Source organism: Pseudomonas sp. A-B-19 (assembly GCF_019947515.1).
Taxonomy (GTDB): domain Bacteria; phylum Pseudomonadota; class Gammaproteobacteria; order Pseudomonadales; family Pseudomonadaceae; genus Aquipseudomonas.
Genome location: NZ_JAGYGN010000007.1, coordinates 127004 through 153088, shown reverse-complemented (window position 1 = coordinate 153088; position 26085 = coordinate 127004). Strand labels below are relative to the sequence as shown.

22 protein-coding genes and 2 tRNA genes are annotated in these 26085 nt (G+C 60.3%); 5 read left to right on the top strand and 19 right to left on the bottom strand.

The annotated features are described in order from the left end of the window. Positions 1-92 precede the first annotated feature (92 nt). From rplI to rnr, 6 genes are all read right to left on the bottom strand, one after another. Positions 93-539: a 50S ribosomal protein L9 gene (gene rplI / locus KGA81_RS10450; protein ID WP_034149636.1), complete on the bottom strand. Its 447-nt coding sequence runs from the start codon at positions 537-539 to the stop codon at positions 93-95. 19 nt (positions 540-558) lie between these two features. Then, the gene (locus KGA81_RS10445; RefSeq protein ID WP_108218425.1) at positions 559-1452 is read right to left on the bottom strand and encodes a hypothetical protein; all 894 of its coding nucleotides are present in this window, start codon (positions 1450-1452) and stop codon (positions 559-561) included. 36 nt (positions 1453-1488) lie between these two features. Then, a complete protein-coding gene (gene rpsR, locus KGA81_RS10440; protein ID WP_002551829.1) occupies positions 1489-1719 on the bottom strand; it encodes a 30S ribosomal protein S18 in 231 nt (76 codons plus the stop codon). Positions 1720-1747: 28 nt separating this feature from the next. Then, a complete protein-coding gene (rpsF, locus tag KGA81_RS10435) occupies positions 1748-2170 on the bottom strand; it encodes a 30S ribosomal protein S6 (RefSeq protein ID WP_008048087.1) in 423 nt (140 codons plus the stop codon). Positions 2171-2485: 315 nt separating this feature from the next. Continuing rightward, a complete protein-coding gene (gene rlmB, locus KGA81_RS10430; RefSeq protein WP_007973273.1) occupies positions 2486-3253 on the bottom strand; it encodes a 23S rRNA (guanosine(2251)-2'-O)-methyltransferase RlmB in 768 nt (255 codons plus the stop codon). Beyond that, the gene (gene rnr, locus KGA81_RS10425) at positions 3250-5874 is read right to left on the bottom strand and encodes a ribonuclease R (RefSeq protein WP_223545723.1); all 2625 of its coding nucleotides are present in this window, start codon (positions 5872-5874) and stop codon (positions 3250-3252) included. Before rnr ends, rlmB begins: the two co-directional genes overlap by 4 nt. A 225-nt stretch (positions 5875-6099) precedes the next feature. Between rnr and KGA81_RS10420 the strand changes: the two genes are divergently transcribed. From KGA81_RS10420 to KGA81_RS10405, 4 genes are all read left to right on the top strand, one after another. Next, positions 6100-6186 (top strand) — tRNA-Leu (locus KGA81_RS10420). Positions 6187-6353: 167 nt separating this feature from the next. Further along, positions 6354-6440, top strand: a tRNA-Leu gene (locus KGA81_RS10415). Between the two features lie 180 nt (positions 6441-6620). Beyond that, complete coding sequence (locus KGA81_RS10410) at positions 6621-7631, top strand: extracellular solute-binding protein (RefSeq protein WP_223545722.1); 1011 nt, start codon at positions 6621-6623, stop codon at positions 7629-7631. After that, positions 7631-9187 (top strand): ABC transporter permease, encoded by a 1557-nt coding sequence (locus KGA81_RS10405; protein WP_223545721.1) that lies wholly within the window; start codon positions 7631-7633, stop codon positions 9185-9187. The genes KGA81_RS10410 and KGA81_RS10405 overlap by 1 nt, the downstream gene beginning before the upstream one ends. A 120-nt stretch (positions 9188-9307) precedes the next feature. Here KGA81_RS10405 and KGA81_RS10400 read toward each other — a convergent pair whose 3' ends face one another. From KGA81_RS10400 to KGA81_RS10345, 12 genes are all read right to left on the bottom strand, one after another. Further along, a complete protein-coding gene (locus KGA81_RS10400) occupies positions 9308-11242 on the bottom strand; it encodes a methyl-accepting chemotaxis protein (RefSeq protein ID WP_223545720.1) in 1935 nt (644 codons plus the stop codon). Positions 11243-11392: 150 nt separating this feature from the next. Then, a complete protein-coding gene (locus tag KGA81_RS10395; RefSeq protein WP_223545719.1) occupies positions 11393-12682 on the bottom strand; it encodes an adenylosuccinate synthase in 1290 nt (429 codons plus the stop codon). A 54-nt stretch (positions 12683-12736) separates the two neighbouring features. Further along, on the bottom strand, positions 12737-13924 hold the full coding sequence (locus KGA81_RS10390) for an ATP phosphoribosyltransferase regulatory subunit (RefSeq protein WP_223545718.1): 1188 nt from the start codon (positions 13922-13924) through the stop codon (positions 12737-12739). Positions 13925-14236: 312 nt separating this feature from the next. Beyond that, positions 14237-15106, bottom strand: coding sequence for a protease modulator HflC (gene hflC / locus KGA81_RS10385; RefSeq protein ID WP_056725458.1), 870 nt, complete (start codon positions 15104-15106; stop codon positions 14237-14239). Continuing rightward, positions 15106-16281: an FtsH protease activity modulator HflK gene (gene hflK / locus KGA81_RS10380; RefSeq protein ID WP_223545717.1), complete on the bottom strand. Its 1176-nt coding sequence runs from the start codon at positions 16279-16281 to the stop codon at positions 15106-15108. Before hflK ends, hflC begins: the two co-directional genes overlap by 1 nt. 96 nt (positions 16282-16377) lie before the next feature. Next, positions 16378-17679 carry a ribosome rescue GTPase HflX gene (gene hflX, locus KGA81_RS10375; protein ID WP_008048071.1) on the bottom strand — a complete coding sequence of 434 codons (1302 nt, stop codon included), beginning with the start codon at positions 17677-17679 and terminating at the stop codon, positions 16378-16380. A gap of 12 nt (positions 17680-17691) precedes the next feature. Beyond that, positions 17692-17952, bottom strand: a complete 261-nt coding sequence (hfq, locus tag KGA81_RS10370; RefSeq protein WP_007902656.1) for an RNA chaperone Hfq — start codon at positions 17950-17952, stop codon at positions 17692-17694. Positions 17953-18045: 93 nt separating this feature from the next. Next, positions 18046-19017 (bottom strand): tRNA (adenosine(37)-N6)-dimethylallyltransferase MiaA, encoded by a 972-nt coding sequence (miaA, locus tag KGA81_RS10365; protein ID WP_223545716.1) that lies wholly within the window; start codon positions 19015-19017, stop codon positions 18046-18048. Continuing rightward, the gene (mutL, locus tag KGA81_RS10360) at positions 19017-20927 is read right to left on the bottom strand and encodes a DNA mismatch repair endonuclease MutL (protein WP_263293297.1); all 1911 of its coding nucleotides are present in this window, start codon (positions 20925-20927) and stop codon (positions 19017-19019) included. Before mutL ends, miaA begins: the two co-directional genes overlap by 1 nt. Beyond that, on the bottom strand, positions 20924-22354 hold the full coding sequence (locus tag KGA81_RS10355) for an N-acetylmuramoyl-L-alanine amidase (protein ID WP_317850783.1): 1431 nt from the start codon (positions 22352-22354) through the stop codon (positions 20924-20926). Before KGA81_RS10355 ends, mutL begins: the two co-directional genes overlap by 4 nt. Next, on the bottom strand, positions 22355-22825 hold the full coding sequence (gene tsaE, locus KGA81_RS10350; RefSeq protein WP_223545715.1) for a tRNA (adenosine(37)-N6)-threonylcarbamoyltransferase complex ATPase subunit type 1 TsaE: 471 nt from the start codon (positions 22823-22825) through the stop codon (positions 22355-22357). Then, positions 22813-24312, bottom strand: coding sequence for an NAD(P)H-hydrate dehydratase (locus KGA81_RS10345; RefSeq protein WP_223545714.1), 1500 nt, complete (start codon positions 24310-24312; stop codon positions 22813-22815). The genes tsaE and KGA81_RS10345 overlap by 13 nt, the downstream gene beginning before the upstream one ends. 63 nt (positions 24313-24375) lie before the next feature. Between KGA81_RS10345 and queG the strand changes: the two genes are divergently transcribed. Continuing rightward, positions 24376-25455, top strand: a complete 1080-nt coding sequence (gene queG / locus KGA81_RS10340; RefSeq protein ID WP_223545713.1) for a tRNA epoxyqueuosine(34) reductase QueG — start codon at positions 24376-24378, stop codon at positions 25453-25455. Here queG and KGA81_RS10335 read toward each other — a convergent pair. Further along, positions 25437-26048, bottom strand: coding sequence for a trimeric intracellular cation channel family protein (locus tag KGA81_RS10335; protein WP_223545712.1), 612 nt, complete (start codon positions 26046-26048; stop codon positions 25437-25439). The genes queG and KGA81_RS10335 overlap by 19 nt on opposite strands. Positions 26049-26085: the final 37 nt, after the last annotated feature.

The following is a 26085-nucleotide window of genomic DNA, read 5'->3' as shown; positions in this document are numbered from 1 at the left end:
AGCTACCAAAAAAACAAAGGGCACGACCTGTAAACAGGATCGTGCCCGATGTTACCGGCAAGCACCCGAGGGTGCCAGCCGACAAGTGCTGCTTAAGCTGCTACCACGACAACGCGTACGGTGGCTTCAACTTCGGCGTGCAGGTGCACGGCTACGTCGAATTCGCCTACGTTGCGGATGGTGCCGTTCGGCAGACGAACTTCGCTCTTCTGCACTTCAACGCCGGAGGCGGTCAGTGCGTCAGCGATGTCGTGAGTACCGATCGAACCGAACAGCTTGCCTTCGTCGCCAGCGGTGGCAGTGATGGTCACTTCCAGCTCGGCCAGTTGGGCAGCGCGGCTTTCAGCCGACGATTTACGATCTGCTGCAGCTTTTTCCAGCTCGGCACGACGCTCTTCGAACGCAGCCAGGTTGGCTGGGGTCGCAGCGGTAGCTTTGCCGTAAGGCAGCAGGTAGTTACGACCGTAACCAGCCTTAACGTTCACTTTGTCACCCAGGTTGCCCAGGTTGGTGACTTTTTCCAGAAGGATCAGTTGCATGTGAAAATCCTCTTAACTTTTAACCTTCACCGTTCGCGTTATCGGCATCTTTCGGTGCCGAACGACCGCGAAAATCAATCAGGCTGTCGACGATGGCCAGGACCACCAGCAACGGATAGATCAGTTGCATGAACAGCAACAGCGTCACGTACAACCCCACCAGCCAGAACCTGGCCAGTCGCTTCTGCGCCACCAGCCCGTGAATCAGGGCCAGCCCGGCGAACACCAGCGGTACGCTGCACAACGGCGTCAACATGGCCATCTGCGGGCCGATGTTCGGCCCCAGAAGCATGCACGCCAGCAGCAACATCGCTGGCAACAGCGGGAAGCGGATGGCGCGAAACTCGCGACCAAAACCGCCCGGGTTGTACAACAACGCCTGCCAGTAACGCCCGACAAGCAGGCTCAGCAAGCTGACGATTTGCAACAACGCCGCAATCAAGCCGGTCAGGACCGGTGCAATCAGGGACGCGAAACGCGCTTGTTCGTCTACCGACAACTTCTGGTAGACGTCACCGAGTAGCGACGGCATGACCTTGATCAAAGCCTGCGCCAGCATCTCGATCTGGGGAGCAAAAGCTGTCCCCAACACCACTGAAAACACCACTCCCATCGCTATGCTGACCAGCAGCACGCGGTTCCAGGACTCGCTTGCGCGCAAAACCAGCGCAAGGCTCGCAGACCCCAGCAGCACCAGAAGTGCCCGTGGGTCTTCGGAGTACAGCCACCAGGCCAATGCCGGCAGCAGTCCCAGAGCAAGAACGCCCAGGGCGTCCCTCAATCCGCGCCGCAGGAGCACAAGGCATCCGGCGGCAGCACCCAACCAATACAACAACGGCATCGCCGCGCATCCAGCCACTACCAGAGTGGCCTGCATACGGCCGCGCATGATGAACTCAGCTATGGCCCGCATGCATTCAATCCTTTGCTACGTGTCGACTGCCCGGTCTCAGCGGCCGTGGCTGTCGGTGTAGGCCAGCAGGGCCAGGAAGCGGGCGCGCTTGATAGCGGTGGCCAGCTGACGCTGATAACGAGCTTTGGTACCGGTGATGCGGCTTGGAACGATTTTGCCGGTCTCGGATACGTAGGCTTTCAGAGTGTTGAGATCTTTGTAATCGATCTCTTTCACGTCTTCAGCGGTGAAGCGGCAGAATTTACGACGACGGAAGAAACGTGCCATGTAATTGGCTCCTTAAAAGGTCCGTGGATTACTCGTCAGCGTTATCGCTGTTGTCGCTGTCATCACTATCAGCGCTTTCAGCGCCTTCGTGCTCAGGACGGTCGCGACGCTCACGGCGCTCACTGCGGTTTTCTTCAGCCTTGAGCATCTCGGACTGGCCGGTAACGGCTTCGTCGCGACGGATGACCAGGTTACGGATCACTGCATCGTTGTAGCGGAAGTTGTCTTCCAGCTCGGCCAGGGCCTTGCCAGTGCACTCAACGTTCAGCATCACGTAGTGAGCCTTGTGAACATTGTTGATTGCGTAGGCCAGTTGACGACGGCCCCAATCTTCCAGACGGTGGATTTTGCCGCCGTCTTCTTCGATCAGCTTGGTGTAACGCTCAACCATGCCGCCGACTTGCTCGCTTTGATCCGGGTGGACCAAAAAGATGATTTCGTAATGACGCATGAATGCTCCTTACGGGTTGTAGCCTGCCGCTCAAAAGCGGTCAGACAAGGAGTGAATGACACTTATGGACTTGCGGACGCTAGACACGTTGGTGCCTGCCATCACAGCAAGGGGCGCAATTGTAGAGAAGGGGCGAGGGAGGCGCAAGGTAATTGGTGATTAATTGAACAGCTCGTTCACACCACAATTTTTGCCTCACTACAAACCCCTGTGGGAGCGAGCTTGCTCGCGATGAGGGCAACACATTCAACATTGATGCTGAATGTGACACCGCCATCGCGAGCAAGCTCGCTCCCACAGGAGATTTGCAGCAAGTCAGGATTTCTTGGCGGCAGCCTTGGCTTTTACACTGCGCTGACGCTGCGCTTCGAACAGGCATACACCCGTCGCTACGGAAACGTTGAGACTGCTGACACTACCGGCCATCGGCAGATTCACCAGGTAGTCGCAATGTTCGCGAGTCAGGCGACGCATGCCCTTGCCTTCGGCCCCCATGATCAGGATGGTCGGGCCGGTGAGGTCCTGGTCATAAAGACTGACTTCGGCCTCCCCCGCCGTACCGACAACCCACAAGCCGCGCTGCTGGAGTTTTTCCAGGGTGCGCGCCAGGTTGGTCACGGCAACCAGCGGAATCACTTCCGCCGCGCCGCAGGCGATTTTTCGCACAACCGGAGTCAGGGTCGCCGATTTGTCCTTCGGCACGATCACTGCCAACGCACCCGCCGCATCGGCGGAACGCAGGCAGGCGCCGAGATTGTGTGGATCGGTCACGCCGTCGAGCACCAGCAACAACGGCGCGCCATCGGTGCGATCGAGCAGCTCGTCGAGCATCGCCTCGCCCCAGACCTGGCTCGGACTCACGTCCGCGACCACACCCTGGTGCACGCCTTCAACCCAGGCGTCCATTTCGCGGCGCTCGGCCTGGCCGACCTGAACCCGGTTTTCGTTCGCCAGCTCAATCAGCGTCTGGACCCGAGGGTCATTGCGACCTTCGGCCAGCCAGATCTGCTTGACGCGTTTCGGGTGGTGACGCAACAGCGCTTCTACAGCGTGTACGCCGTAGATCTTTTCCAACTGACTCATGGCTTGGCCTTAGGTTTACGCGCCCCGCCAGTCTTGGCTGGAGCAGAGCCCGCTTTTGGCGGACCTTTACGATGTTTGCTCGGTTTGGCTGGCTTGCCGCCGACGGCCTTGTCAGGCGTCGACCGACTGGTCTTTCCCGCAGACGCCGCTTTACCGCCGCTTTTCGCACCGGCGAGCAACGCCTGTTTCATTTCACGACTTTTGCGCACTTCGGCGTTTTTCGCCGCCGCATCGCTCGGACGATAGGCTTCCACAGCCTTTTCCTTGGCAGGACGACGACCGGTTTTCGCCGAGGCCTCTGCTTCGGCTTTAGCCGCGGGCGCTGCCGCTTCGGTGCCACGCTTTTTGCGGCCAATCGGCGCGCTGATGGTCTTTTCAGCCATCTCGAAGTCGATCTTGCGTTCGTCGAGGTCGACGCGCATGACCCGCACTTCCACGGTGTCACCCAGGCGGAAACTGCGACCGGTACGCTCACCGGCCAGACGGTGGTGCACAGGATCGAAGTGGTAGTAATCGCCCGGCAGCGCAGTAACATGCACCAGGCCTTCGACGTAGATATCGGTCAGCTCGACGAACAGACCAAAACCGGTCACCGCAGTGATCACACCCGGGAACGACTCGCCCACGCGATCTTTCATGAACTCGCACTTGAGCCAGTTCACCACGTCACGAGTCGCCTCATCGGCACGGCGCTCGCTCATCGAGCACTGCTCGCCGAGCTGCTCCAGGGCCGCCTCGTCATACGGATAGATGCGCGCTTTCGGAATGGTCATCGCACCGGCACGACGAACGTGCGGGGTGTTCTGCTTCGAATGGATCACACTGCGAATCGCCCGGTGCGTGAGCAAGTCCGGGTAGCGGCGAATCGGCGAAGTGAAGTGCGTGTACGCCTCGTAATTCAGGCCGAAGTGGCCCTGGTTATCGGCGCTGTACACCGCCTGGCTCAACGAACGCAGCATGACGGTCTGGATCAGGTGGAAATCCGGACGATCCTTGATACCGGCCAGCAGTGCCTGGTAATCCTTGGGCGACGGACCATCCTTGCCTTTGTGCAGGGACAGGCCGAGCTCGCCAAGGAAGGCGCGCAGCTTTTCCAGGCGCTCTGGCGGCGGACCATCGTGAACGCGGTACAGCGCCGGGATTTCATGCTTTTTCAGGAACTCGGCGGTGGCCACGTTGGCCGCCAGCATGCATTCCTCGATCAGCTTGTGAGCGTCATTGCGCACGGTCGGACGGATTTCGGCGATCTTGCGCTCGGAACCGAAGATGATCCGGGTTTCCTGGGTTTCGAAATCGATCGCGCCACGCACATGGCGAGCCGCCAACAATACCTTGTACAGCGAGTAAAGCTGCTTGAGGTGCGGCACCACGTCGGTGTATTCGCCGCGCAGCTTGCGCGCTTCGGTGGCTTTCGGCGTTTCGAGCATGGCGCTGACCTTGTTGTAGGTCAGACGCGCATGGGAGTGGATCACCGCCTCGTAGAAGCAGTAGTCGGTCATTTCGCCGGTTTTGGAGATGGTCATCTCGCAAACCATGGCCAGACGATCGACTTGCGGGTTCAGCGAGCACAAACCATTGGACAGCTGCTCAGGCAGCATCGGAATCACACGCTCGGGGAAGTACACCGAGTTGCCACGAACCTGCGCTTCGGCATCCAGCGCCGAACCGAGCTTCACGTAGCTGGATACGTCGGCAATCGCCACGTACAGTTTCCAGCCGCCGGAGAACAGACGCAGCTTGCCCGGACGGGCTTCGCAGTAGACCGCATCATCGAAGTCGCGGGCATCTTCGCCGTCGATGGTGACGAACGGCAGATGACGCAGGTCGATGCGCTTCTCTTTGTCTTTCTCTTCGACTTCCGGCTTGAGCTTGCCGGCTTCCTTGAGCACGGCGTCAGGCCAGACGTGAGGAATGTCGTAGGTACGCAGGGCGACATCGATTTCCATGCCCGGCGCCATGTAGTTGCCCACGACCTCGACCACGTCGCCTTGCGGCTGGAAGCGTGGCGTCGGCCAGTGAGTGATCTTCACTTCGACGAACTGACCGATCTGCGCATTGGCGTTACGACCCGGCGTGACCAGTACTTCCTGTTGGATTTTCGGATTGTCGGCAACCACGAAACCGATGCCGCCCTCTTCGAAGTAACGGCCGACGATGGTTTCGTGAGCCCGGGACACCACTTCGACGATCATGCCTTCGCGGCGACCACGACGATCCAGGCCGGATACACGGGCCAGCGCACGGTCACCATCGAACACCAGACGCATCTGCGCCGGGCTCATGAACAGGTCGTCACTGCCGTCGTCCGGCACCAGGAAGCCGAAACCATCACGGTGACCGCTGATGCGACCCAGGATCAGGTCGAGCTTGTCCACCGGCGCATAAGTGCCGCGTCGGGTGTAGATCAGTTGAGCATCGCGCTCCATGGCACGCAGGCGGCGGCGCAGGGCTTCGATCTGGTCTTCCGTGGTCAGACCAAACTCTTCGACCAACTGTTCGCGGTTAGCAGGCGAACCTCGATCAGCAAGGTGCTGAAGGATCAGTTCACGGCTAGGAATAGGGTTTTCATATTTTTCCGCTTCACGAGCGGCCTCGGGATCGAGGGACTGCCAATCGGCCATTAGAGAGTTTTCACCTTGTCTATATGCGGGTTAGTTTGGCATAGGCGTAATGAAACGGGAAATTTCAGGCTAAGACGACCCATCTAAAGCCTTGTATCGACACCGCAAAGCTGTTTTGAAGACCGCTGGCGAAATTTTTCAGGTTTTTTTGATTCCGGGGGTTTACAGTTAAAAAGACGCTCCGTATAGTGCGCGCCATCGACGACGGACAACGTTGCCGATACTGCCCAGATGGTGAAATTGGTAGACACGCCAGCTTCAGGTGCTGGTGACCGAAAGGTCGTGGAAGTTCGAGTCTTCTTCTGGGCACCAATTTCGAGCTTGAGATTAGTTCAATTTCAAGGCTCACACAAAAACCCGCGAAAGCGGGTTTTTGCATTTTTGACCGCTGATTTATTATTTTTAGAATCAGGGGTTTACAGATCAAATAGCTCTCCGTATAGTGCGCCACATCAACAGCGACAACGCTGAAGATGAATGCCCAGATGGTGAAATTGGTAGACACGCCAGCTTCAGGTGCTGGTGACCTTACGGTCGTGGAAGTTCGAGTCTTCTTCTGGGCACCAATTCAAATTCAAGGTTACGACCTTGAATTTCACAAAACCCCGCGAAAGCGGGTTTTTGCGTTTCTGGCATTTGAAAACCATACACGCCAGAGTCAAAGCCCCTCGCAAGGCGCATTTGAGAAACAATATCGTTTATCATTGTTGCAAGTTTTTGCAATGCGACAGTGAGGAACCCTGCGAATGATGTTTCGAAATACCCTGCGCCGCGGCTTGACCATTACCCTGCTCGGCCTGGCACTCGCCACTCCCCTCACCCAAGCCGCCGATCCGGTTGCCCTGACCCTCTACAACGGCCAACACAAAGAAGTCGGCGACGCGGTCGCCAAAGCCTTCGAAGCCAAGACCGGGATCCACGTCAATGTGCGCAAAGGCAGCAGCAACCAGCTCGCCAGCCAAATCGTCGAAGAAGGCGATCGCTCTCCCGCCGACGTGATCTACACCGAAGAGTCGCCGCCACTGAACAAACTTGGCGAACAAGGCCTGCTGGCCAAGGCGGATGACGCCACGCTGGCCGTTCTGCCCAAGGAATACGTCGCCGGCAACGGCACCTGGATTGGCGTGACTGCCCGGGTACGCGTTGTGGCCTACAACCCGAAACTGATCGATGAAAAAGACCTGCCGAAGTCGGTGATGGAATTCTCCAATCCAAAATGGCAAGGCAAGGTCGGCTTCGTGCCCACCAGTGGCGCCTTTCAGGAACAGGCCGTTGCGATCATCAAGGTGCACGGCATGGACGCGGCCGAAGAATGGCTGACCGGCCTGCGCGCATTCGGCAAGACTTACAGCAACAACATGGTTGCATTGAAAGCGGTGGAAAATGGTGAAGTAGCCACTGTGCTGGTGAACAACTACTACTGGTTCGCCTTGCAACGGGAAAAGGGCCAGCTCGATTCCAAGCTGCATTACTTCACTGGCGGCGACGTCGGCGGGCTGATCACAGTTTCCAGCGCCGCAGTCCTCAAATCCAGCAAACATCCAAAAGAAGCCCAGCAATTGCTCGCCTACATGGCCAGCGAGGAAGGCCAACGCGTGATCACCCAGGCCACCGCCGAATACCCGCTGCACAAAGGCATGGAATCAGATCGCGGGCTCAAGCCGTTCAGCGAACTGCAAGCCCCCAAAGTCACGCCTGCCGACCTCGGCAACGCTGAGGAAGCGCTGGACCTGGAACGTGACGTTGGCCTGAATTGATGGATGCCTCACTGCCCACCCATCACGTGTATGCGCCACGACGCAAGCGGCCGTCTATCTGGCTGATATTGCCCGTGTTGCTGTTGGTGGCGCTCAGCCTCCTGCCCCTGCTGTATGTCGGCCTGAAAGCCTGGCAGGCGGGCTGGGCAGAAGCACTGCATTTGCTATGGCGACCTTATGTGTTCGGCTTGCTGCGCAATACACTCGCATTGATGATTGGCGTCACCGCTGTTTGCGGGGTAATCGGCCTGTCGCTGGCCTGGCTGCTGGAGCGCAGTAATCTGCCGGGCCGACGATTGTGGGGGGTGATCCTCTGCTTGCCGTTCGCCGTTCCGGCCTTTGTCAGCAGCTTCACCTGGGTTTCGCTCAGCGCTCATTTCGAGGGACTTGGCGGGGCTATCCTGGTGATGAGCCTGTCCAAATATCCGCTGATTTTCCTGCCCGTGGCGGCAACGTTACGCAACCTTGACCCCTCCCTCGAAGAGTCCGCGCGCACACTCGGGCAGAATCGTTGGGGCGTATTTTTCAAGGTCACCCTGCCCCTGCTCTGGCCTTCGCTGTTGGCGGGTTCGTTGCTGATTGCCCTGCACATGCTGGTGGAGTTCGGCGCCTTGTCGATCATTGGCCTGCAAACCTTCACCACGGCGATTTATCAGCAGTTCGAACTGGAGTTCAGCAATGCCAACGCGGCGATGCTCTCTGCCGTACTGCTGATGCTGTGCCTGGCGCTGCTGTGGCTTGAGCTGCGCGTGCGCGGCAAAGGTCGGCACGTGCGCACCGGCCAGGGTGCGGCGCGACGCGCGGAACAGGTTCAACTGGGCCCCTGGGCCGTGGCGGGCCAGCTTTATTGCCTGCTGCTGGCAATCATTGGCAGCGGGATTCCGTTGGGCATGCTCGCCTACTGGCTGGCAGTGGGATCATCGGCAGCCTTTCCGGCGTCGGCAATCGGCGAAGCATTGCTGTCATCCCTCGCACTGTCGCTGGGTGGCGCTGCATTGTGCCTGGTGCTGGCGGTGCCGGTCGGCCTGCTGGTCGTGCGCTACAGGGGCCAACTGGCGATCTGGGCCGAGCGCCTGCCGTATCTACTGCATGCGCTGCCGGGACTGGTCATTGCCCTGACCCTGGTGTATTTCGCCCTGCACTACGTGCCGATGCTTTACCAGACTTCGGCATTGCTGCTGATCGCCTACGCCCTGTTGTTCCTGCCACTGGCCCAGGCGCCGATCCGCACCGCCCTGAACAAGGCGGCGCCGCAGCTTGAGGAGGCGGCTCGCACATTGGGCGCCTCGTCATTCAGCGCTTTCTGTCGAGTGACGCTGCCGATTATTTTCCCGGCGCTGGGGGCGGCTTTTGCCCTGGTATTCCTGGATGCGATGAAGGAGCTGACGGCGACCTTGCTGTTGAGTCCAACCGGGCTGAACACGCTGGCGACCGAAGTCTGGGCGCATACAGCGAACGTGGAGTTTGCGGCGGCGGCGCCTTATGCGGCGTTGTTGATATTGGTGTCGGGATTGCCGGTCTATTTGCTGACGACGCGGATGTATCTGAGCCGTTAAGACGGCCATCGCGAGCAAGCTCGCTCCCACATTTAATCTGCGACGTTCACAAATCTAGTGTCCACCAACGATCACTGTGGGAGCGAGCTTGCTCGCGATGAGGCCAGCACAGACACCCCATCAAGCCCTGAACTGCCCCAGGCTCGCCTTCAACTGCGCCGCCAGACCATCGAGCACCTTGCCGCTCGCCGTGGTCTCCACAACGGCTTGCGCCGCCTTCTCGGCCTGGGCGTGAATGGTCTGGACCCGCCCCCGCACAGCCTGCGCGCCCTGCGCCTGATGCGCCGCAGCCTGGGTAGCCAGACCAATCGCCGCATGGACCTGCTCGACGGACGCCTGCACCGACTGCTGCAACCGCGCACTGTCACGCAGCACCAGCAAACCCTCACTGGCCTGACGCCCGGCCTGACCGATTGCCGCCACCGCCTCACGCGCACCTTGTTGCAACGCCACGATGTGCGCCTGAATATCGCCAGTGGAACTCTGCGTCTTGCTCGCCAGCGCCCGCACCTCATCTGCCACCACCGCAAACCCGCGCCCCGTCTCGCCGGCACGCGCCGCTTCGATGGCCGCGTTCAGCGCCAGCAGGTTGGTTTGCTCGGCGATGCCGTGAATTACCGTCAGCACCACCTCAATCTGCTCACTTTGCTGCGCCAGGCGCTCGATCACTTGCGCGCCTGTATTGACCTGCCCCGCCAGCTCCTCGATCAGGCTGCCGACTTTCGCCGAGGTGCGGGTGTTTTCATCGGTAGCCTGACGAATGTCCACGACTTGCTTGAGCGCCGCCTGCATGGCGTGGCTTTCCGACTGCGCCTCATCCGCCATTTGCGACAGGGCGCGCAAACTCTCCGCCACCTCGTCGCGCTGCATGCCAGCCGCCGCATCCGCACCAGCGTTGCGCAAGGTCATGGCGCCAATTTCCACACCGGTACGCTGAGCCACATCGCCCGCCTCGCGCACGATCGGCTGTAACTTGTCCACAAAGCGATTGACCGCCGAGGCCATGTCACCGATTTCATCCTTGCTGTTGATCTGCACGCGCTTGGTCAGATCGCCCTCGCCCGCTGCCAGGTCATCCATGGCTACGATCAGCATTTTCAGGCGATTGACCACTCGGCGGCCGAGCACCACCGCCAACAACAGCAGGACACTGAAACCCACCACCGCCAGGCATACGCCGATGCGCCAGCGCAATGTCGTAGCAGCTTCCTGCACGGTGCTGGTGGTATTGGCTTTCATTTCAGTTGCGGTGGATTGGGCCGACTGCAGGCGCGAGCGCATGGCCGTTGCGCTGTCAGCCGCCGCGCCTTTCAGACTGTCGCCCACCAGTTGATCGCTGCTGGCGATCAAGGCCGAGAAGCGCTTGTCCAGGGCCGTGAGATCAGTCTCCACCGAAGCGGTCGAGACGCCCATCAGGACCTTGCCGATTTCCACGCCATTGGGATTGATCGAAGCCTCGGTGTAGAAGACCGAAGGATCGTTCTTCGCCGCATCCAGCACCTTGTCGAGCGCCCGCTCACCCTGGCCTTTTTCCAGTAGCGCCTTGTTGATCGGGTTTTCCCGGTTGAGATAGCGTGTCAGGTGCTGGCCGGTAGCGTCGTCATACACCACGAACAGCACATTGGGATTGCGCTGCGCCCGGCGGGCGAATTCGGAAAGCGTCGGGACGTCGTTGTCCCACATGGCGCGGGGCGCGACTGATGCCAGAAGCTGCGCCATGTCGCTGGCGGAGTCCTTCAGATCCTTTTCCAGGGTCGAACGCAATTGCGCCTGCTCCTCCTCCAGTCGCGAGGACAAACCGGCCGTGAGGCGCTGACGCGTACTGGTAGAGAGGCTGTCCAGACTGGACGTGACTTCGCGCCCTGCCTGCTCGAGCTCGGCAGAGAGCTTTTGACTGTCCGCGCCCAGGCGCAGGCCCAGATCGGCTTCCAGCGCAGTCACCGTGCTCCGGGTCAGAGCAACGGCCACCAGCACCTGCACCAATAGGGCGATACCCAGGGTAACGAACACGGGCCGCAACAAACGGCTTTGTAACAACGAGAGAACGGCCGACATCTGAAATCCCTCTGCTTTGGCGCCATTAAATTGATAGCACGCCAGAAGCAATGCTTTTTTTAATGTTCACAGCAAAGGTCATGCCGTCCGACAGACAAATACGACAAAGGCCCCGATTAAGGAGCCTTTGTGTTTTACATCAACGACTTATCAAGCAAACGGATGACGCAGAACGATGGTTTCGTTGCGGTCCGGGCCCGTCGAAATAATGTCGATCGGCGCGCCGATCAGCTCTTCGACGCGCTTGATGTAAGCACGGGCGTTAGCTGGCAGCTCTTCCAGGGTTTTGGCACCCACGGTCGACTCGGTCCAGCCCGGCACTACTTCGTACACAGGCTGCAGGCCCACGTAGCTGTCAGCATCAGTCGGGGCAACGTCCTTACCCTGCGCATCCTTGTAGCCGACGCAGATGTTGATGGTTTCCAGACCGTCGAGTACGTCCAGCTTGGTCAGGCAGATGCCCGAGATGCTGTTCACATCGATAGCGCGACGCAGGATAACAGCGTCGAACCAGCCGCAACGACGGGCACGGCCGGTAGTCGCGCCGAACTCATGACCTTGTTTGGCCAGGTGCGCACCGACTTCGTCGAACAGCTCCGTCGGGAATGGACCCGAACCTACACGCGTGGTGTAAGCCTTGGTGATGCCCAGGATGTAGTCCAGGAACATAGGGCCAACACCCGAACCGGTAGCAACGCCGCCAGCGGTGGTGTTAGAGCTGGTCACGTACGGGTAGGTACCGTGGTCGATGTCCAGCAACGAACCCTGGGCGCCTTCGAACATGATGTCTTTGCCAGCGCGACGCAGGTCGTGCAGCTCGGCAGTCACGTCCAGCATCAGCGGCTTGAGCAGCTCAGCGTATTCTTTGCACTCGGCCAGGGTCTTGTCGAATTCGATGGCTGGCTCTTTGTAGTAACCCACCAGCATGAAGTTGTGGTAATCCACCAGCTCACGCAGCTTGTCTTCAAAGCGCGGCATGTTGAGCAGGTCGCCCACACGCAGGCCACGGCGTGCAACCTTGTCTTCATAGGCCGGGCCGATGCCGCGACCGGTGGTGCCGATCTTCAGTTCGCCACGGGCCTTTTCACGGGCCTGGTCCAGCGCAACGTGGAAGGACAGGATCAGCGGGCAGGAAGGGCTGATGCGCAGGCGCTCGCGCACCGGTACGCCTTTCTCTTCCAGCTTGACGATTTCCCGCATCAGGGCGTCAGGTGCAACCACCACGCCGTTGCCGATCAGGCACTGCACACCCTCGCGCAGCACGCCCGACGGAATCAGGTGCAAGACGGTCTTTTCACCGTCGATCACCAAGGTGTGGCCAGCGTTGTGGCCGCCCTGGTAACGCACTACGGCGGCAGCATGTTCGGTCAGCAGATCAACGATCTTGCCTTTGCCCTCATCACCCCATTGGGTGCCCAGGACTACGACATTCTTACCCATAACACTTGTCCTCATTCGCGCAAACTTGGTGCCGGCGGCGGCCGGCAGGAAAACTCAAGAAGCCAGTGGCGAAACTTGCCAAAGCCCGTTCTGCTGAATCAATTGCCGGTCGCAGTCCGCTTCACGGGCGGCGGCCAAAGGTTGTCCAGGCAAGGCCTGAACGACACGCTGACCCTCACTGCGCAACTGGCAAACCTGCTGCCAGAGTGCTGCATCCGTACTGTCAGGCATCCAGATACCGCCAGACGGTAGCTCGATCTCAGCACGCCCCAGGGTCACCAGGGTTTTCAAATCGGTAGAGAAACCGGTTGCCGGACGGGCGCGACCGAAGTCGGCGCCGATGTCGTCGTAACGACCGCCCTGGGCAATCGACTGGCCAACACCCGGCACGAACACGGCGAACACCACACCGGTGTGGTAGTGGTAACCGCGCAACTCGCCCAGGTCGAAATACAATGGAAGCTCAGGGAAACGCACGGACAGCCGCTCGGCAATCGCCAGCAAGTCGTCCAGAGCCGCCAGAACAGGGGCCGGAGCCTTGGCCAGGCGCTCGCGGGCTGCAGCCAGCACTTCACGATCGCCACACAGATCGACCAACGCCCGCAGCATGCCCGACAGATCGGCAGGCAAGCCCTCGGTCAAGGTAATGACCTCATCGATGGCCTTGCGTTGCAAGGCATCGAACAACTGTTGCTCGACTTCACCGGACAAACCGGCAGCGCGAGCCAGGCCACGGTAGATACCGACATGACCGAGGTCCATGTGCACATCCGGCACATCGGCCAGTTGCAGCATGGCGAGCATCAAGCTGATGACTTCGACGTCGCTGCTTGGGCTGCCGTCGCCGTACAACTCGGCGCCCAGCTGAATCGGGCTGCGCGAGGACGACAAAGCGCGAGGCTGAGCATGCAGAACACTACCGGCATAGCACAGCCGACTCGGACCTTCGCGACGCAGGGTGTGCGCATCGATACGCGCCACTTGCGGCGTGATGTCGGCACGGAAACCCATCTGCCGGCCCGATTGCGGGTCGATGACCTTGAAGGTGCGCAGATCCAGGTCCTGGCCCGCGCCGGTCAGCAGGGATTCCAGGTACTCGATATGGGGAGTCACGACAAACTCGTAACCCCAGCTCTGGAACAGATCCAACACCTGACGGCGCGCGACTTCAATACGCGCAGCTTCCGGTGGCAGTACTTCTTCGATGCCATCTGGCAGAAGCCAGCGGTCTACCGTTGCCATTACGCCTTCCCCTATATCCGGGCGACCAGCCTGTCGGCGAGCCTTGAGTGAAGCAGAAAATGGTCGGCTTGCGCACAAACCACGCGCATGAGCGACGGAGCGAAAAGCCCTTCTACCGGCTTCGCCAACCACTTTCCTCGAAAATCTGTCGAGCCAATCGGCCCGGCATCCGCTTGAGAACAGCAATCAAACATGCAGACGCAAAAAAGCCGGGAATTTCCCGGCTGCCGCATCATACACACGTTTTCCCAAAGGATCACCCCGCCAGAGGTTTTAGCCGCCCGGCGGGGGATAAATCGGGTCAACGCCGTATCAAGGCTTGGCTTTTTCCAGGTAGTGGAAGAAGTCGCTGCTTGGGTCCAGGACCAATACGTCGGATTTGTTCGCGAAGCTTTCACGGTAGGCGCGCAGGCTACGATAGAACGCGTAGAACTCCTGATCCTGACCGTAGGCCTTGGAATAGATCGCAGCGGCCTGGGCATCACCATCACCGCGAACCTCCTCGGATTCACGATAGGCTTCAGCCAGCAGCACGCGGCGTTGGCGATCGGCGTCGGCACGGATGCCTTCGGCCAGCTCGTTACCCTTGGCGCGGTGCTCGCGAGCTTCACGCTCACGCTCGGTGCTCATACGTTCGAACACACTGCGGTTCACTTCTTTCGGCAGGTCGATGGTCTTGACCCGAACATCGACCACTTCGATGCCCAGCTCTTTCTCGGCCATTTTGTTCAGCGAAGCCGTGATATCCGCCATCAGCGCATCACGCTCACCCGACACCACTTCGTGCAAGGTGCGCTTACCGAACTGGTCACGCAGGCCCGATTCCAGACGACGGGACAGACGCTCGTCGGCGATCTGCTTGAGGCCGGAAGTCGCGGTGTAGTAACGCTCTGCGTCCTTCACGCGCCACTTGGCGTAGGCATCGACCATCACGGCTTTCTTTTCCAGCGTCAGGAAGCGTTGTGTCGGTGCATCCAGCGTCATCAGGCGGGCGTCGAATTTACGCACCTGGTTAACGTAGGGCACTTTCACATGCAGGCCTGGCTGAACATCGGTCTGAACCACGCGACCGAACTGCAGCAACACCGCACGCTCGGTCTGAGCCACGATGTAGAAGCAGTTCCAGGCAGCGATCGCCACGACGACGCCGACAATAAGGGCGATCAGCGATTTATTGCTCATCAGCGACTCTCCCTGGTACGTGCTTGCTGTTGCTGCAGATCTGCTGCCGCACGCGTATTCGCTTCATTGCTGCTGGCTGCCGCACCGCTCATCGGAGCGCTGGTGTTGCGACCACTTTCGACCATTTTGTCCAGCGGCAGGTACAGCAGGTTGTTCTGGCCGTTCTTGTTGCCGGTCACGAGAACCTTGCTAGTGTTGCTGAAGACTTCCTGCATGGTGTCCAGGTACAGACGCTGGCGGGTGACTTCAGGAGCCTTTCGGTACTCGGCGACCAGCTTGGTGAAGCGATCGGCCTCACCCTTGGCGCGCGAGACGGTTTCGTCACGGTAACCATTGGCATCCTCGAGGATGCGCTGGGCCTGACCACGAGCTTCCGGCACGACACCGTTGGCATAGGTTTCGGCCTGGTTGCGCGAACGCTGCTCGTCTTCCCGGGCACGGATCACGTCATCGAAGGCTTCCTGGACTTCACGCGGTGCCGCTGCGCTCTGAACGTTGACCTGGGTAACGGTGATACCGGTGCGATAGGTGTCCATGAAGCGCTGCAGACGCTCCTTGATCTCGCTGGCCATCAACTCACGACCTTCGGTCAGTACCTGGTCCATCGCGGTGGAACCCACCACATGGCGCAAGGCGCTGTCGGTCGCGTGCTGCAGGCTGATTTCCGGCTGATCGACGCTCAGCACGAAGTCCTGCAGATTGCTGATCTTGTACTGCACGGTCAGCGGCACTTCGACGATGTTCTCGTCTTCAGTCAGCATCTGGCCCTGCTTGGTATAGGCACGCTCACGCGTGACGTTTTCCAGGTACTTCCTGTCGATCGGCGGGAAGTAGATATTCAGGCCCGGACCTACGGTTTCGTAGTACTTGCCGAAACGCAGCACCACGGCTTGCTCCTGCTCGTCGACGACATAAACCGCGCTATACAGCCACACGGCGGCCAGCACGACCAGACCGATGCCGAGCAGGCCGCCAAAGCCGCCACTCTTGCCCGGACCACCGCCGTCGTCGCTACCACGTTTCTTACCACCACCGAACAAACCGTTCAGGCTTTCCTGCAGCTTACGGAAGGCCTCGTCGAGATCCGGTGGCCCCTTGCGGTCGCCGTTGTTACGACGCTTGCCACCCCAAGGATCCTGATTATTCGAGTTGCCACCCGGCTCATTCCAAGCCATAGCGCTCTCCATCTGATAAAGCAAAGACGCACCCACGGCGCGCCGACCAATGCTACAGAATGCCTGTCACCGCGGCACAACCGCTTTCTCAGGCTTTTATTGCAAAGTGTGTTGCTCGATGAATTCCATCGGCTGCAATCCCTCGCGGCTTACCAGTCGATTCAACTCGACCCGGGGCAAACGAACGGCCAGCAAACTGATGCCTTCTTCGTCGTGTTCTTCTTTCTGCACCGCACCGAGCTCAAAGAACTGCGCACGCAGTCGAGCGAATCGTTGTGGCAAGCGCAAGGTACCGACGAACAAATCACTGCCCAGTAACTCGGCAATGGCTTGTTCAAGCAATTCCAGACCACTGCCATCACGCGCCGACAGCCAGACCCGTTGGGGCTTGCCGTTTTCGTCGCGCTGGATTTGTGGCTCAACGCCTTCAAGCAAATCGAGTTTGTTATAGACCTCGAGGATCGGCAAGTCCTGAGCACCAATCTCGCCGAGCACCACCATTACCTGCTCGATCTGCAACATGCGATCCGGTTCGGCCGCATCGATCACGTGCAACAACAGATCGGAGTTACTCGACTCTTCGAGGGTAGACCGAAATGCTTCGACCAGCTTGTGGGGCAAGTGACGAATGAAACCCACAGTGTCCGCCAGGACAATCGGCCCCAGATCATCTATATCCAGACGGCGCAGGGTCGGGTCCAGCGTGGCAAACAATTGGTCAGCTGCGTAGACGTCGGACTTCGTCACGTTATTGAAGAGCGTGGATTTACCGGCGTTGGTGTACCCCACCAGGGACACGGTAGGAATATCCGCACGCGATCGGCCACGGCGCGACTGTTCTCGCTGGCTGCGTACCTTCTCCAGCCGCCCCTTGATCTGCCGCAGGCGAACCCGCAGCAAACGGCGGTCGGTTTCCAGCTGGGTTTCACCCGGGCCACGCATACCGATACCGCCACCTTGGCGCTCAAGGTGGGTCCACCCACGAACCAGCCGGGTGCTCATGTGGTCAAGCTGGGCCAGTTCGACCTGGAGCTTGCCTTCATGGGTACGGGCGCGCTGGGCGAAAATATCGAGAATCAGACCGGTACGGTCGATCACGCGACACTCGAAAACACGTTCGAGGTTACGCTCCTGACTGGGTGTGAGGATGTGATTGAAAATCACCAGATCGGCCTGTTCGGCTTTGACCAGGTCGCGCAGTTCCTCGACCTTGCCACTGCCAATCAGTGTCTTTGCGGTTGGCCGATGACGCGGCACGTTAAAAAACGCGACGGTCTCGGCACCCGCCGAATTAGCCAGTTCCTGAAACTCCTGCGGATCTTCGCGCGCCTCAGGGTCCTGTCCATCCAAGTGAACGAGGATTACTCGCTCACCACCACCGTGGCGCTCAAAGAACAAAGGAGACTCCTATCAGGCGTTACCTGGCTCAGCGTCACCAGCTTCGGATTCGGTTGCGCTAGGCAGACGAATTGGACGAACCGGCACCACTGTAGAGATCGCGTGTTTGTAGACCATCTGGCTGACGGTGTTTTTCAGCAGGATAACGAACTGGTCGAAAGACTCGATCGTGCCTTGCAGTTTGATACCGTTGACCAGATAGATGGACACCCCAACTTTCTCTTTACGTAACGTATTCAAGTAAGGGTCTTGTAGCGAATGCCCTTTTGACATGTGCCGCACTCCTTTAAGGATTCAATATAAAAAATAGGTAAACAGATGGCTTTGGCCGTCACACCCCCAAGGATAGACGGCAATTGCAAGGACTCAGCTCAATATGGAGACGGTCCCCAGGTATTTCAAGGCGCGCGGCAGATTGTCGCAATCGAGACTGTCCAGCCAATGCAGATCAGTCCAACTGCGCAGCCAGGTGAACTGGCGTTTCGCCAATTGGCGCGTGGCAATGATTCCACGCTCCTGCATCTCGGCTGACGTCAGCTTGCCATCCAGGTAGTCCCAGACTTGGCGGTAGCCTACTGCACGTATAGACGGCAACCCGGCATGCAGGTCACCTCTATTACGCAGGGCTACGACCTCGTCAATGAATCCCTGTTCCAACATTAAAGTGAATCTTTGTTTAATTCGCTCGTGCAGTACCTGGCGATTTGCCGGAGCAATAGCCAAGTTCGCGACAGTATAGGGCAATTGTTGCCGCCCCGAAGCGGCTGCTTCGGTACTTTGCACAGATTGTTGCAATCGCAGGGCGGTCATGCTTTGACCGCTGACACGATAAACCTCCAGTGCTCGACTCAATCGCTGGGGATCGTTCGGATGTATTCGAGCCGCAGACTCCGGATCGATTACCGCCAATTGTTCGTGCAAGGCTTGCCAGCCAAGGCGTGCAGCCTCTTCTTCGATTTGCGCGCGGACGTCGGGATCGGCCGCCGGCATATCCGCCAGACCTTCAACCAAAGCCTTGTAATAGAGCATGGTGCCGCCCACCAGCAGCGGAATTTTTCCGCGTGCGGTGATCTCCGCCATAGCTTGCAGGGCGTCACGGCGGAAATCCGCAGCCGAATAGCTCTCGGCCGGATCGAGAATATCGATCAGACGATGCGGATATTGCGCCAGCAGCTCTTTGGAAGGCTTGGCGGTGCCAATGTCCATGCCACGGTAGACCAGCGCCGAATCGACGCTGATCAACTCGCACGGCAGAACCTTGGTGAGTTCGATGGCCAGATCGGTCTTGCCGGCGGCGGTCGGGCCCATCAGGAAAATCGCAGGTGGGAGCTGGCTCATCAACGACCGCGCAAGAAGAGTTTGTCCAGATCGTCCAGGCCCAGTTGGGTCCAGGTCGGTCGGCCATGGTTGCATTGACCGCTACGCTCGGTGTTTTCCATGTCACGCAGCAGAGCGTTCATTTCCGGCAGGGCCAGGCGCCGATTCGCACGAACCGCACCGTGGCAGGCCATGGTCCCGAGCAATTCATTCAGGTGCGCCTGAATGCGGTCACTGGTGCCGAACTCCATCAGGTCGGCCAGGACGTCGGCGACCAGCCGGTTGGCCTCGGCCTGCTTGAGCAGTGCCGGGATTTGCCGGATCGCCAGGGTTTCCGGGCCAAGGCGCTGCAATTCGAAGCCCAGGCGCTGGAACCAGGCGACATGCTCCTCGGCGCAATCGGCTTCACGCTGGCTGACGGCCAGGGACTCCGGCACCAGCAACGGCTGGCCGCTCAGGCCCTCGCTGGCCATCGCCACTTTCAGGCGCTCGTACATGATCCGCTCGTGGGCGGCATGCATGTCCACCAGCACCAGGCCCTGGGCGTTTTCCGAAAGAATATAGATGCCCTTGAGTTGTGCCAGTGCATATCCCAGCGGCGGGATGTCGTCCTGCCCGGCCGGTAGCGCAACGGCATTGGCCTCGGGCAGCGGCGCAAAAAACTCGCGATAGGCGGCCTGCGCTTCGGCGACAGGCACACCGGACTGCGGACGCGGCGTGTATTGATACTGATAACCCGCGCCCGCTCCCGAACCCGCCGGCGCATTGAACGACGGCTGAGCCTGAGGCTGCTCCAGCAGCGCATTGGCGGCCAGGCGCATTTCGCCCTGGGGCCCGAATTCACCGGCTTCGAGGCCGGTAGGCCGGACGATGGCCGTGGCAACCGGTGCCGCCAGTTGATCGTCGGGGCGCACATCGCCCAAGGCGCGGTGCAAGGTGCCGTAGAGGAAATCGTGAACCATGCGCCCTTCACGGAAGCGCACTTCGTGCTTGGTCGGGTGCACGTTGACGTCCACGCCGGTCGGATCGACTTCGAAAAACAGCACGAAGGTCGGGTGCCGACCGTTGAACAGCACGTCGCGATAAGCCTGGCGTACCGCGTGAGCCACCAGCTTGTCGCGAACGGCACGGCCATTGACGAAGAAATACTGCAAATCGGCCTGGCTGCGGTTGAAGGTCGGCAAGCCGACCCAGCCCCATAGATGCAGACCGTTGCGCTCGATCTCGATCGGCAGCGCCTGCTCCAGGAAGCCCGGCCCGCAGATCGCTGCCACGCGCCGGGCACGGGCCGCATCATCATGGGCCTCGTGCAGGCTGAGGATGGTCTTGCCGTTGTGACGCAGATGGAACGCCACATCGAAGCGCGCCAGGGCCAGGCGCCTGATCACTTCTTGCAGGTGATCGAATTCGGTTTTTTCGGTCTTGAGAAACTTGCGCCGCGCTGGCGTGTTGAAGAACAGGTCGCGCACTTCAACCGATGTACCCACCGGGTGGGCCGCAGGCTGCACGCGGGGCGCCATGTCACGGCCTTCGGTCTCGACCTGCCAGGCCTGATCGGCGTCGCGGGTGCGCGAGGTCAGGGTCAGGCGCGCCACGGAGCTGATCGATGCCAGGGCCTCACCACGAAACCCCAGGCTCATGACCTGTTCGAGGTCTTCCAGGTTGCGGATCTTGCTGGTGGCGTGACGGGCCAGCGCCAGCGGCAGGTCATCGGCGGAAATGCCGCTGCCATCGTCGCGCACCCGCAGCAGCTTGACGCCGCCCTGCTCCACATCGACATCGATACGCCTGGCACCGGAATCAAGGCTGTTTTCCAGCAGTTCCTTGATCACCGAAGCCGGGCGTTCGACCACCTCACCCGCGGCAATCTGGTTCGCCAGTCGTGGGCTGAGCAGCTCGATACGAGCGCTGTTGTTCACGACTTGATTCATTCTTTGGCCGCCAGTTCAGTGCCCGGAATGGTCAGGTGCTGACCGATCTTGAGCTCATCGCTCGACAGGTTGTTGGCACTGCGCAGGGTCGCGGGCGACACCTGATAGCGCACAGCGATCATCGCCAGGGTCTCGCCCGGGTTGACGCGGTGGTCACGTGGACCTTGGGCGATTTTGCCGGAATCACGCAGCCAGGCGATGTAAGTGCCCGGTGGAGGGTTCTGCTGGAAGAACTGACGCACGCCGCTGCTGATCGAACGCGCCAACGCCTGCTGATGGCTCGAGGCCGCGAGTTTCGAGGCTTCGTCGGCGTTGGAGATGAACCCGGTTTCCACCAGGATCGACGGAATATCCGGCGATTTCAGCACCATGAACCCGGCTTGCTCGACCCGCTGCTTGTGCAGAGGCGTAACCCGGCCAATGTTGCTCAGCACCTTCTGGCCAACGTTCAGGCTGGACGTCAGGGATGCCGTCATCGACAGGTCAAGCAGTACGCCGGCGAGCATGCGGTCCTTGTCATCGAGGCTGACGTTGCCGGCACCACCGATCAGGTCGGAACGGTTTTCGCTGTCGGCCAGCCAGCGGGCCGTCTCGGAGGTCGCGCCGCGATCGGACAGGGCAAATACCGAGGCACCGAACGCGGCGGCAGAAGGCGCGGCGTCGGCGTGGATCGAGACGAACAGGTCGGCGCCTTTCTTGCGGGCAATTTCGGTACGGCCGCGCAACGGAATGAAATAGTCGCCGGTACGGGTCAGTTCGGCGCGGAAACCTTTCATGCCGTTGACCTGGCGTTGCAGCTCGCGGGCGATGGCCAGTACCACGTCTTTTTCACGCTGACCGCGAGAACCCGATGCACCCGGGTCTTCACCGCCGTGACCGGCGTCGATCACCACAATGATGTCGCGCTTACCGGCCGGGGCTGGTGGCAGCTTGATCGCAGGCTCCGCAGGCGTGACCGGCACGGCGGGCACTGTGGCGACCGAAGGCGCTGGCGCGGGAGGAGGAGCGGCATCCGCGGCGTTATCGAACAGATCGACCACCAAGCGGTTGCCGTACTGGGCATTCGGCGCCAGGGAGAAGCTCTTCGGTGTCACGGCCTTTTTCAGGTCGATGACCACCCGCAGATCGGTCGGCGTGCGTTGAGCCGAGCGCATGGCGGTGATCGGGGTGTTCGAGGTGTTGACGTTGAGCGGCGCACCGAGGGTCGCGCCATTGATGTCGATGACCAGACGATCCGGAGCCGTCAGGGTAAAGACGCTGTGTTGCACCGGGCCGGTCAGGTCAAACACCAGTCGTGTGTTGTCCGGCGCCCGCCACAGGCGAACACTGTTGACCTTCGTCTCGGCCACAGCGTCGACGGTCACCGCCAAAAACAACAATCCTACGGCAGCAACCAACGCGCGAAAGCGCATACCTAACCCCATCATTTAATTGGATTCCAATGCCAAAGCGGCACACCAGGCCTCGCCACGCGAGCCCTGGGATAAAATGTTCAGCGAACGCCCGCTGTCTTGCGGGCTAATGGTAATGGTCAGGTCCGGCTTTGGCAAAAAGCCTGCACCTTTTTCGGGCCACTCGATCAGGCACAGCGCGTCGTCTTCGAAGTAGTCGCGGATACCGAGGTACTCAAGCTCCTCCGGGTCGACCAGACGGTACAAGTCGAAATGGAAGGCCCGAATATCGCCGATCTCGTAGGGTTCAACCAGGGTGAACGTCGGGCTTTTTACGGCCCCGACATGCCCCAGGCCACGGATGATGCCTCGGGACAAGGTGGTCTTGCCCATTCCCAGGTTGCCCTCGAGGAAGATCAGGCCATGGCCTTGGGTGATTCGGGCAATGCGTGCGCCAAAGTCGCTCATGGCCTGCTCATCGGCCAGGTACAGGGTTACTTCAGACACGGTGCTTGCTCCTCCAACAACTGACGAATGGCTGGAATCAGATCACTGGCCGCCAGCCCACGGCCGAATTTTCCTTGTTGCTCACCGGCATTGGCGTGCAGCCAGACGCCCAGACAGGCCGCGTCGAATGCGGCCATGCCCTGGGCCAGCAGCGCCCCGAGCAAACCGGCCAGTACATCGCCCAGCCCGGCGGTGGCCATCGCCGGATGGCCCTGATGACACAGCGCCAGGCGCCCGTCGGGACTGGCGATCAAACTTCCGGCACCTTTGAGCACCACGACCGCTGTGTATTTCTTGCTCAATGCACGGGCAGCTGCAGGACGATCAGCCTGCACCTGGGCAGTGCTCAGGCCCAGCAACCGTGCGGCCTCCCCGGGATGCGGCGTGATCACGCAATCCCTGGGCAAGCTCACACTCGCTTCGGCCAACATGTTCAGCGCATCGGCATCCCAGACTTGCGGCAGTGGTGCGTTGGCGGCGGCCGACAATAGGCTGCGTCCCCAGGCAGCCTGACCCAGCCCCGGGCCGACCACCAATACGGAAACTTTTTGCAGCAATTCCATCAACTGATTGGCCGAAGAAGCGCCCAGCACCATGGCCTCGGGGATTCTGGCCAGGGCCGCCGGCACATGTTCGCCGCGGGTTGCCACCGACACCATGCCCGCACCGCTGCGCAGCGCAGCCTGCGCGCTCAGCAGGATCGCTCCGCCATAACCACGATCGCCGCCGATCAGCAGCATATGGCCGAACTTGCCTTTATGGGAAGCAGGTCGCCGCAAGGCCAGACGCGGCAGGTTAGCCGCCGTCAGGCGAAGGGCACTGCGCGGTGCCGCCTCGAGCAGCTGTAGATCGGCGTGCAGGTCGTTGAACACCAGCTTACCCACCACATCCGCCGCCTCACCGGTGAACACTCCCAGCTTCAACCCGATGAATGTCACCGTCAGGTCGGCACATACCGCGCAGCCAAGCACACGACCGGTATCGGCACACAGTCCTGAAGGGATATCCACCGCCGCAACCGGCAACCCGCTGGCGTTGATCGCGGCGATGGCGCTGGCATACGGCTCACGCACATCGCCGCCCAGTCCGGTGCCAAGCAAAGCATCCAGCACAATGCCGCGCATTCCGGATTGCGCGGTCCAGGGCTCGACGAGCACTTTTTCAGACACTGCCTCGGCATGGGCCAACGCCGCATCACCCTGCAAACGCTGCGGATCCCCCACCGCCAGCACCCGCACTGCCCAACCGGCACGTTTGGCCAGCGCCGCTACCAGATACCCATCCCCGGCATTGTTGCCGTGACCGGTCAGCACGCTCATTTCTTTCACTGTCGGCCACTGGCGGACCAAGGCCCGCCAGGTCGCATGCGCTGCACGCTGCATCAATTCGAAGCCCGGTGTGCCGGCCGCGATCAGGCTCGCATCGAGGCCTCGCACTTGTGCTGCGCTGTACAGCGCGTCGGGTAATTCATCTTTAATGTGCGGCATGCGTCTTCGGGCTCCGATGTCTGGCAGAATTATACGCACCTCAGCTCCGGTTTCTCTCGTCTCATGCCCGCTATTACCACAGACCTGCCCGCCCTCGCCCAATCCATCAAGGACTGGGGTCGTGAGCTGGGCTTTCAACAAGTCGGCATCAGCGGCCTCGACCTGGCCGAGCATGAGCAGCATCTGGAGCGCTGGCTCGCCGCCGGCTACCACGGCGAAATGGACTACATGGGCGCCCACGGCAGTAAACGCTCGCACCCCGAAGAGCTGGTGCCGGGCACATTGCGCGTGGTGTCCCTGCGCATGGACTATCTGGCGGGCGACACCCACATGGCAAAAATGCTCGCCCAACCGGAAAAAGCCTACGTCTCGCGTTATGCCCTGGGTCGCGATTACCACAAGTTGATCCGTAAACGCGTGCAACAACTGGCGGAAAAGATCCAGGCGGTCATCGGGCCTTTCGGTTATCGCGCATTCGTCGACAGTGCCCCGGTGCTGGAAAAAGCCATCGCCGAACAGGCCGGCCTGGGCTGGATCGGCAAAAACACTCTGGTTTTGAATCGCAAGGCAGGCAGTTATTTCTTCCTCGCCGAACTGTTCGTTGACTTGCCGCTGCCGGTAGACCCACCCCACGCCACCGAACACTGCGGGCGGTGCAGCGCCTGCCTCGACATCTGCCCGACCAACGCCTTCGTCGGCCCCTATGTGCTGGATGCCCGACGCTGCATTTCCTACCTGACCATCGAACTCAAAGGCGCCATCCCTGAGGACCTGCGGCCACTGATCGGCAATCGGGTGTTCGGTTGCGATGATTGCCAGATCGTCTGCCCGTGGAACCGCTTCGCCCGTCCGTCCGGTGAAAGCGACTTCAAGCCGCGGCACAATCTGGACAACGCCGGGCTGGCAGAACTGTTCATGTGGGATGAAGAGAAGTTTCTCAGCAGTACCGAAGGCTCGCCGCTGCGCCGGACCGGTTACGAAAACTGGTTGCGCAACCTGGCGGTGGGCCTGGGCAATGCGCCGTCAACGATTCCCGTGCTGGAGGCGCTGAAGGCGCGACGGGAACATCCTTCGCAACTGGTACGTGAACACGTCGAGTGGGCGTTGCGCCAACATGCCGAACGTCAGGCTTCGTCGTTGTAGACGAACTTGGGCATATCCCAGTGGAAACGGATCGCCAGCAAGCGCAGCAGAAAACCACCGAACAGAGTGATCAGAATCGATTGTTCGTCGGGTAATTGCAGATAGATGCAGAGCATGTAGCACCATGCCGCCGCAAACGACACGCTGGCATAGAGCTCACGCCGGAAGATCAGCGGAATGTCGTTGCAGAAGATGTCCCGCAGGATGCCGCCGAAAACCCCGGTGATCACCCCGCTGACCGAGGCCACCAACATGCCGTGGCCCATTTCCAGGGCGGTGATGCAGCCGATCAGGGTGAAAGCCACCAGGCCCATGGCATCGAGCACCAGGAACAGTGAACGCAGATGGCGCATCCAGCGCGCCGTGAACACCGTAATCATCGCGGCGACAGACGTCAGCACCAGGTATTCCGGGTGTTTGACCCAGGTCAGCGGGTAGTGCCCGAGCAGCATGTCGCGCACCGACCCGCCCCCCAGCGCCGTGACGCAAGCGATCAACACCACACCGAACCAGTCCATGCCACGACGCCCGGCAGACAGGGCGCCGGTCATGGCTTCGGTGGTGATGGCGATCAGGTAGAGCATCAGCAGCATGGTGGCGATCCTTACAAAAAGGCGCGCAGTCTACTCA

What these genes read in the sequence shown, in the direction of transcription:
- KGA81_RS10405 (WP_223545721.1), top strand. Translation starts at nt 7,631, where the DNA reads ATGGATGCCTCACTGCCCACCCATCACGTGTATGCGCCACGACGCAAG.
- hfq (WP_007902656.1), bottom strand. Translation starts at nt 17,952, where the DNA reads ATGTCAAAAGGGCATTCGCTACAAGACCCTTACTTGAATACGTTACGT.
- hflK (WP_223545717.1), bottom strand. Translation starts at nt 16,281, where the DNA reads ATGGCTTGGAATGAGCCGGGTGGCAACTCGAATAATCAGGATCCTTGG.
- KGA81_RS10335 (WP_223545712.1), bottom strand. Translation starts at nt 26,048, where the DNA reads ATGCTGCTGATGCTCTACCTGATCGCCATCACCACCGAAGCCATGACC.
- KGA81_RS10400 (WP_223545720.1), bottom strand. Translation starts at nt 11,242, where the DNA reads ATGTCGGCCGTTCTCTCGTTGTTACAAAGCCGTTTGTTGCGGCCCGTG.
- KGA81_RS10345 (WP_223545714.1), bottom strand. Translation starts at nt 24,312, where the DNA reads ATGCCGCACATTAAAGATGAATTACCCGACGCGCTGTACAGCGCAGCA.
- rpsF (WP_008048087.1), bottom strand. Translation starts at nt 2,170, where the DNA reads ATGCGTCATTACGAAATCATCTTTTTGGTCCACCCGGATCAAAGCGAG.
- KGA81_RS10410 (WP_223545722.1), top strand. Translation starts at nt 6,621, where the DNA reads ATGATGTTTCGAAATACCCTGCGCCGCGGCTTGACCATTACCCTGCTC.
- queG (WP_223545713.1), top strand. Translation starts at nt 24,376, where the DNA reads ATGCCCGCTATTACCACAGACCTGCCCGCCCTCGCCCAATCCATCAAG.
- mutL (WP_263293297.1), bottom strand. Translation starts at nt 20,927, where the DNA reads ATGAATCAAGTCGTGAACAACAGCGCTCGTATCGAGCTGCTCAGCCCA.
- rlmB (WP_007973273.1), bottom strand. Translation starts at nt 3,253, where the DNA reads ATGAGTCAGTTGGAAAAGATCTACGGCGTACACGCTGTAGAAGCGCTG.
- KGA81_RS10355 (WP_317850783.1), bottom strand. Translation starts at nt 22,354, where the DNA reads ATGATGGGGTTAGGTATGCGCTTTCGCGCGTTGGTTGCTGCCGTAGGA.
- rplI (WP_034149636.1), bottom strand. Translation starts at nt 539, where the DNA reads ATGCAACTGATCCTTCTGGAAAAAGTCACCAACCTGGGCAACCTGGGT.
- KGA81_RS10390 (WP_223545718.1), bottom strand. Translation starts at nt 13,924, where the DNA reads ATGGCAACGGTAGACCGCTGGCTTCTGCCAGATGGCATCGAAGAAGTA.
- KGA81_RS10395 (WP_223545719.1), bottom strand. Translation starts at nt 12,682, where the DNA reads ATGGGTAAGAATGTCGTAGTCCTGGGCACCCAATGGGGTGATGAGGGC.
- rnr (WP_223545723.1), bottom strand. Translation starts at nt 5,874, where the DNA reads ATGGCCGATTGGCAGTCCCTCGATCCCGAGGCCGCTCGTGAAGCGGAA.
- miaA (WP_223545716.1), bottom strand. Translation starts at nt 19,017, where the DNA reads ATGAGCCAGCTCCCACCTGCGATTTTCCTGATGGGCCCGACCGCCGCC.
- rpsR (WP_002551829.1), bottom strand. Translation starts at nt 1,719, where the DNA reads ATGGCACGTTTCTTCCGTCGTCGTAAATTCTGCCGCTTCACCGCTGAA.
- hflC (WP_056725458.1), bottom strand. Translation starts at nt 15,106, where the DNA reads ATGAGCAATAAATCGCTGATCGCCCTTATTGTCGGCGTCGTCGTGGCG.
- KGA81_RS10445 (WP_108218425.1), bottom strand. Translation starts at nt 1,452, where the DNA reads ATGCGGGCCATAGCTGAGTTCATCATGCGCGGCCGTATGCAGGCCACT.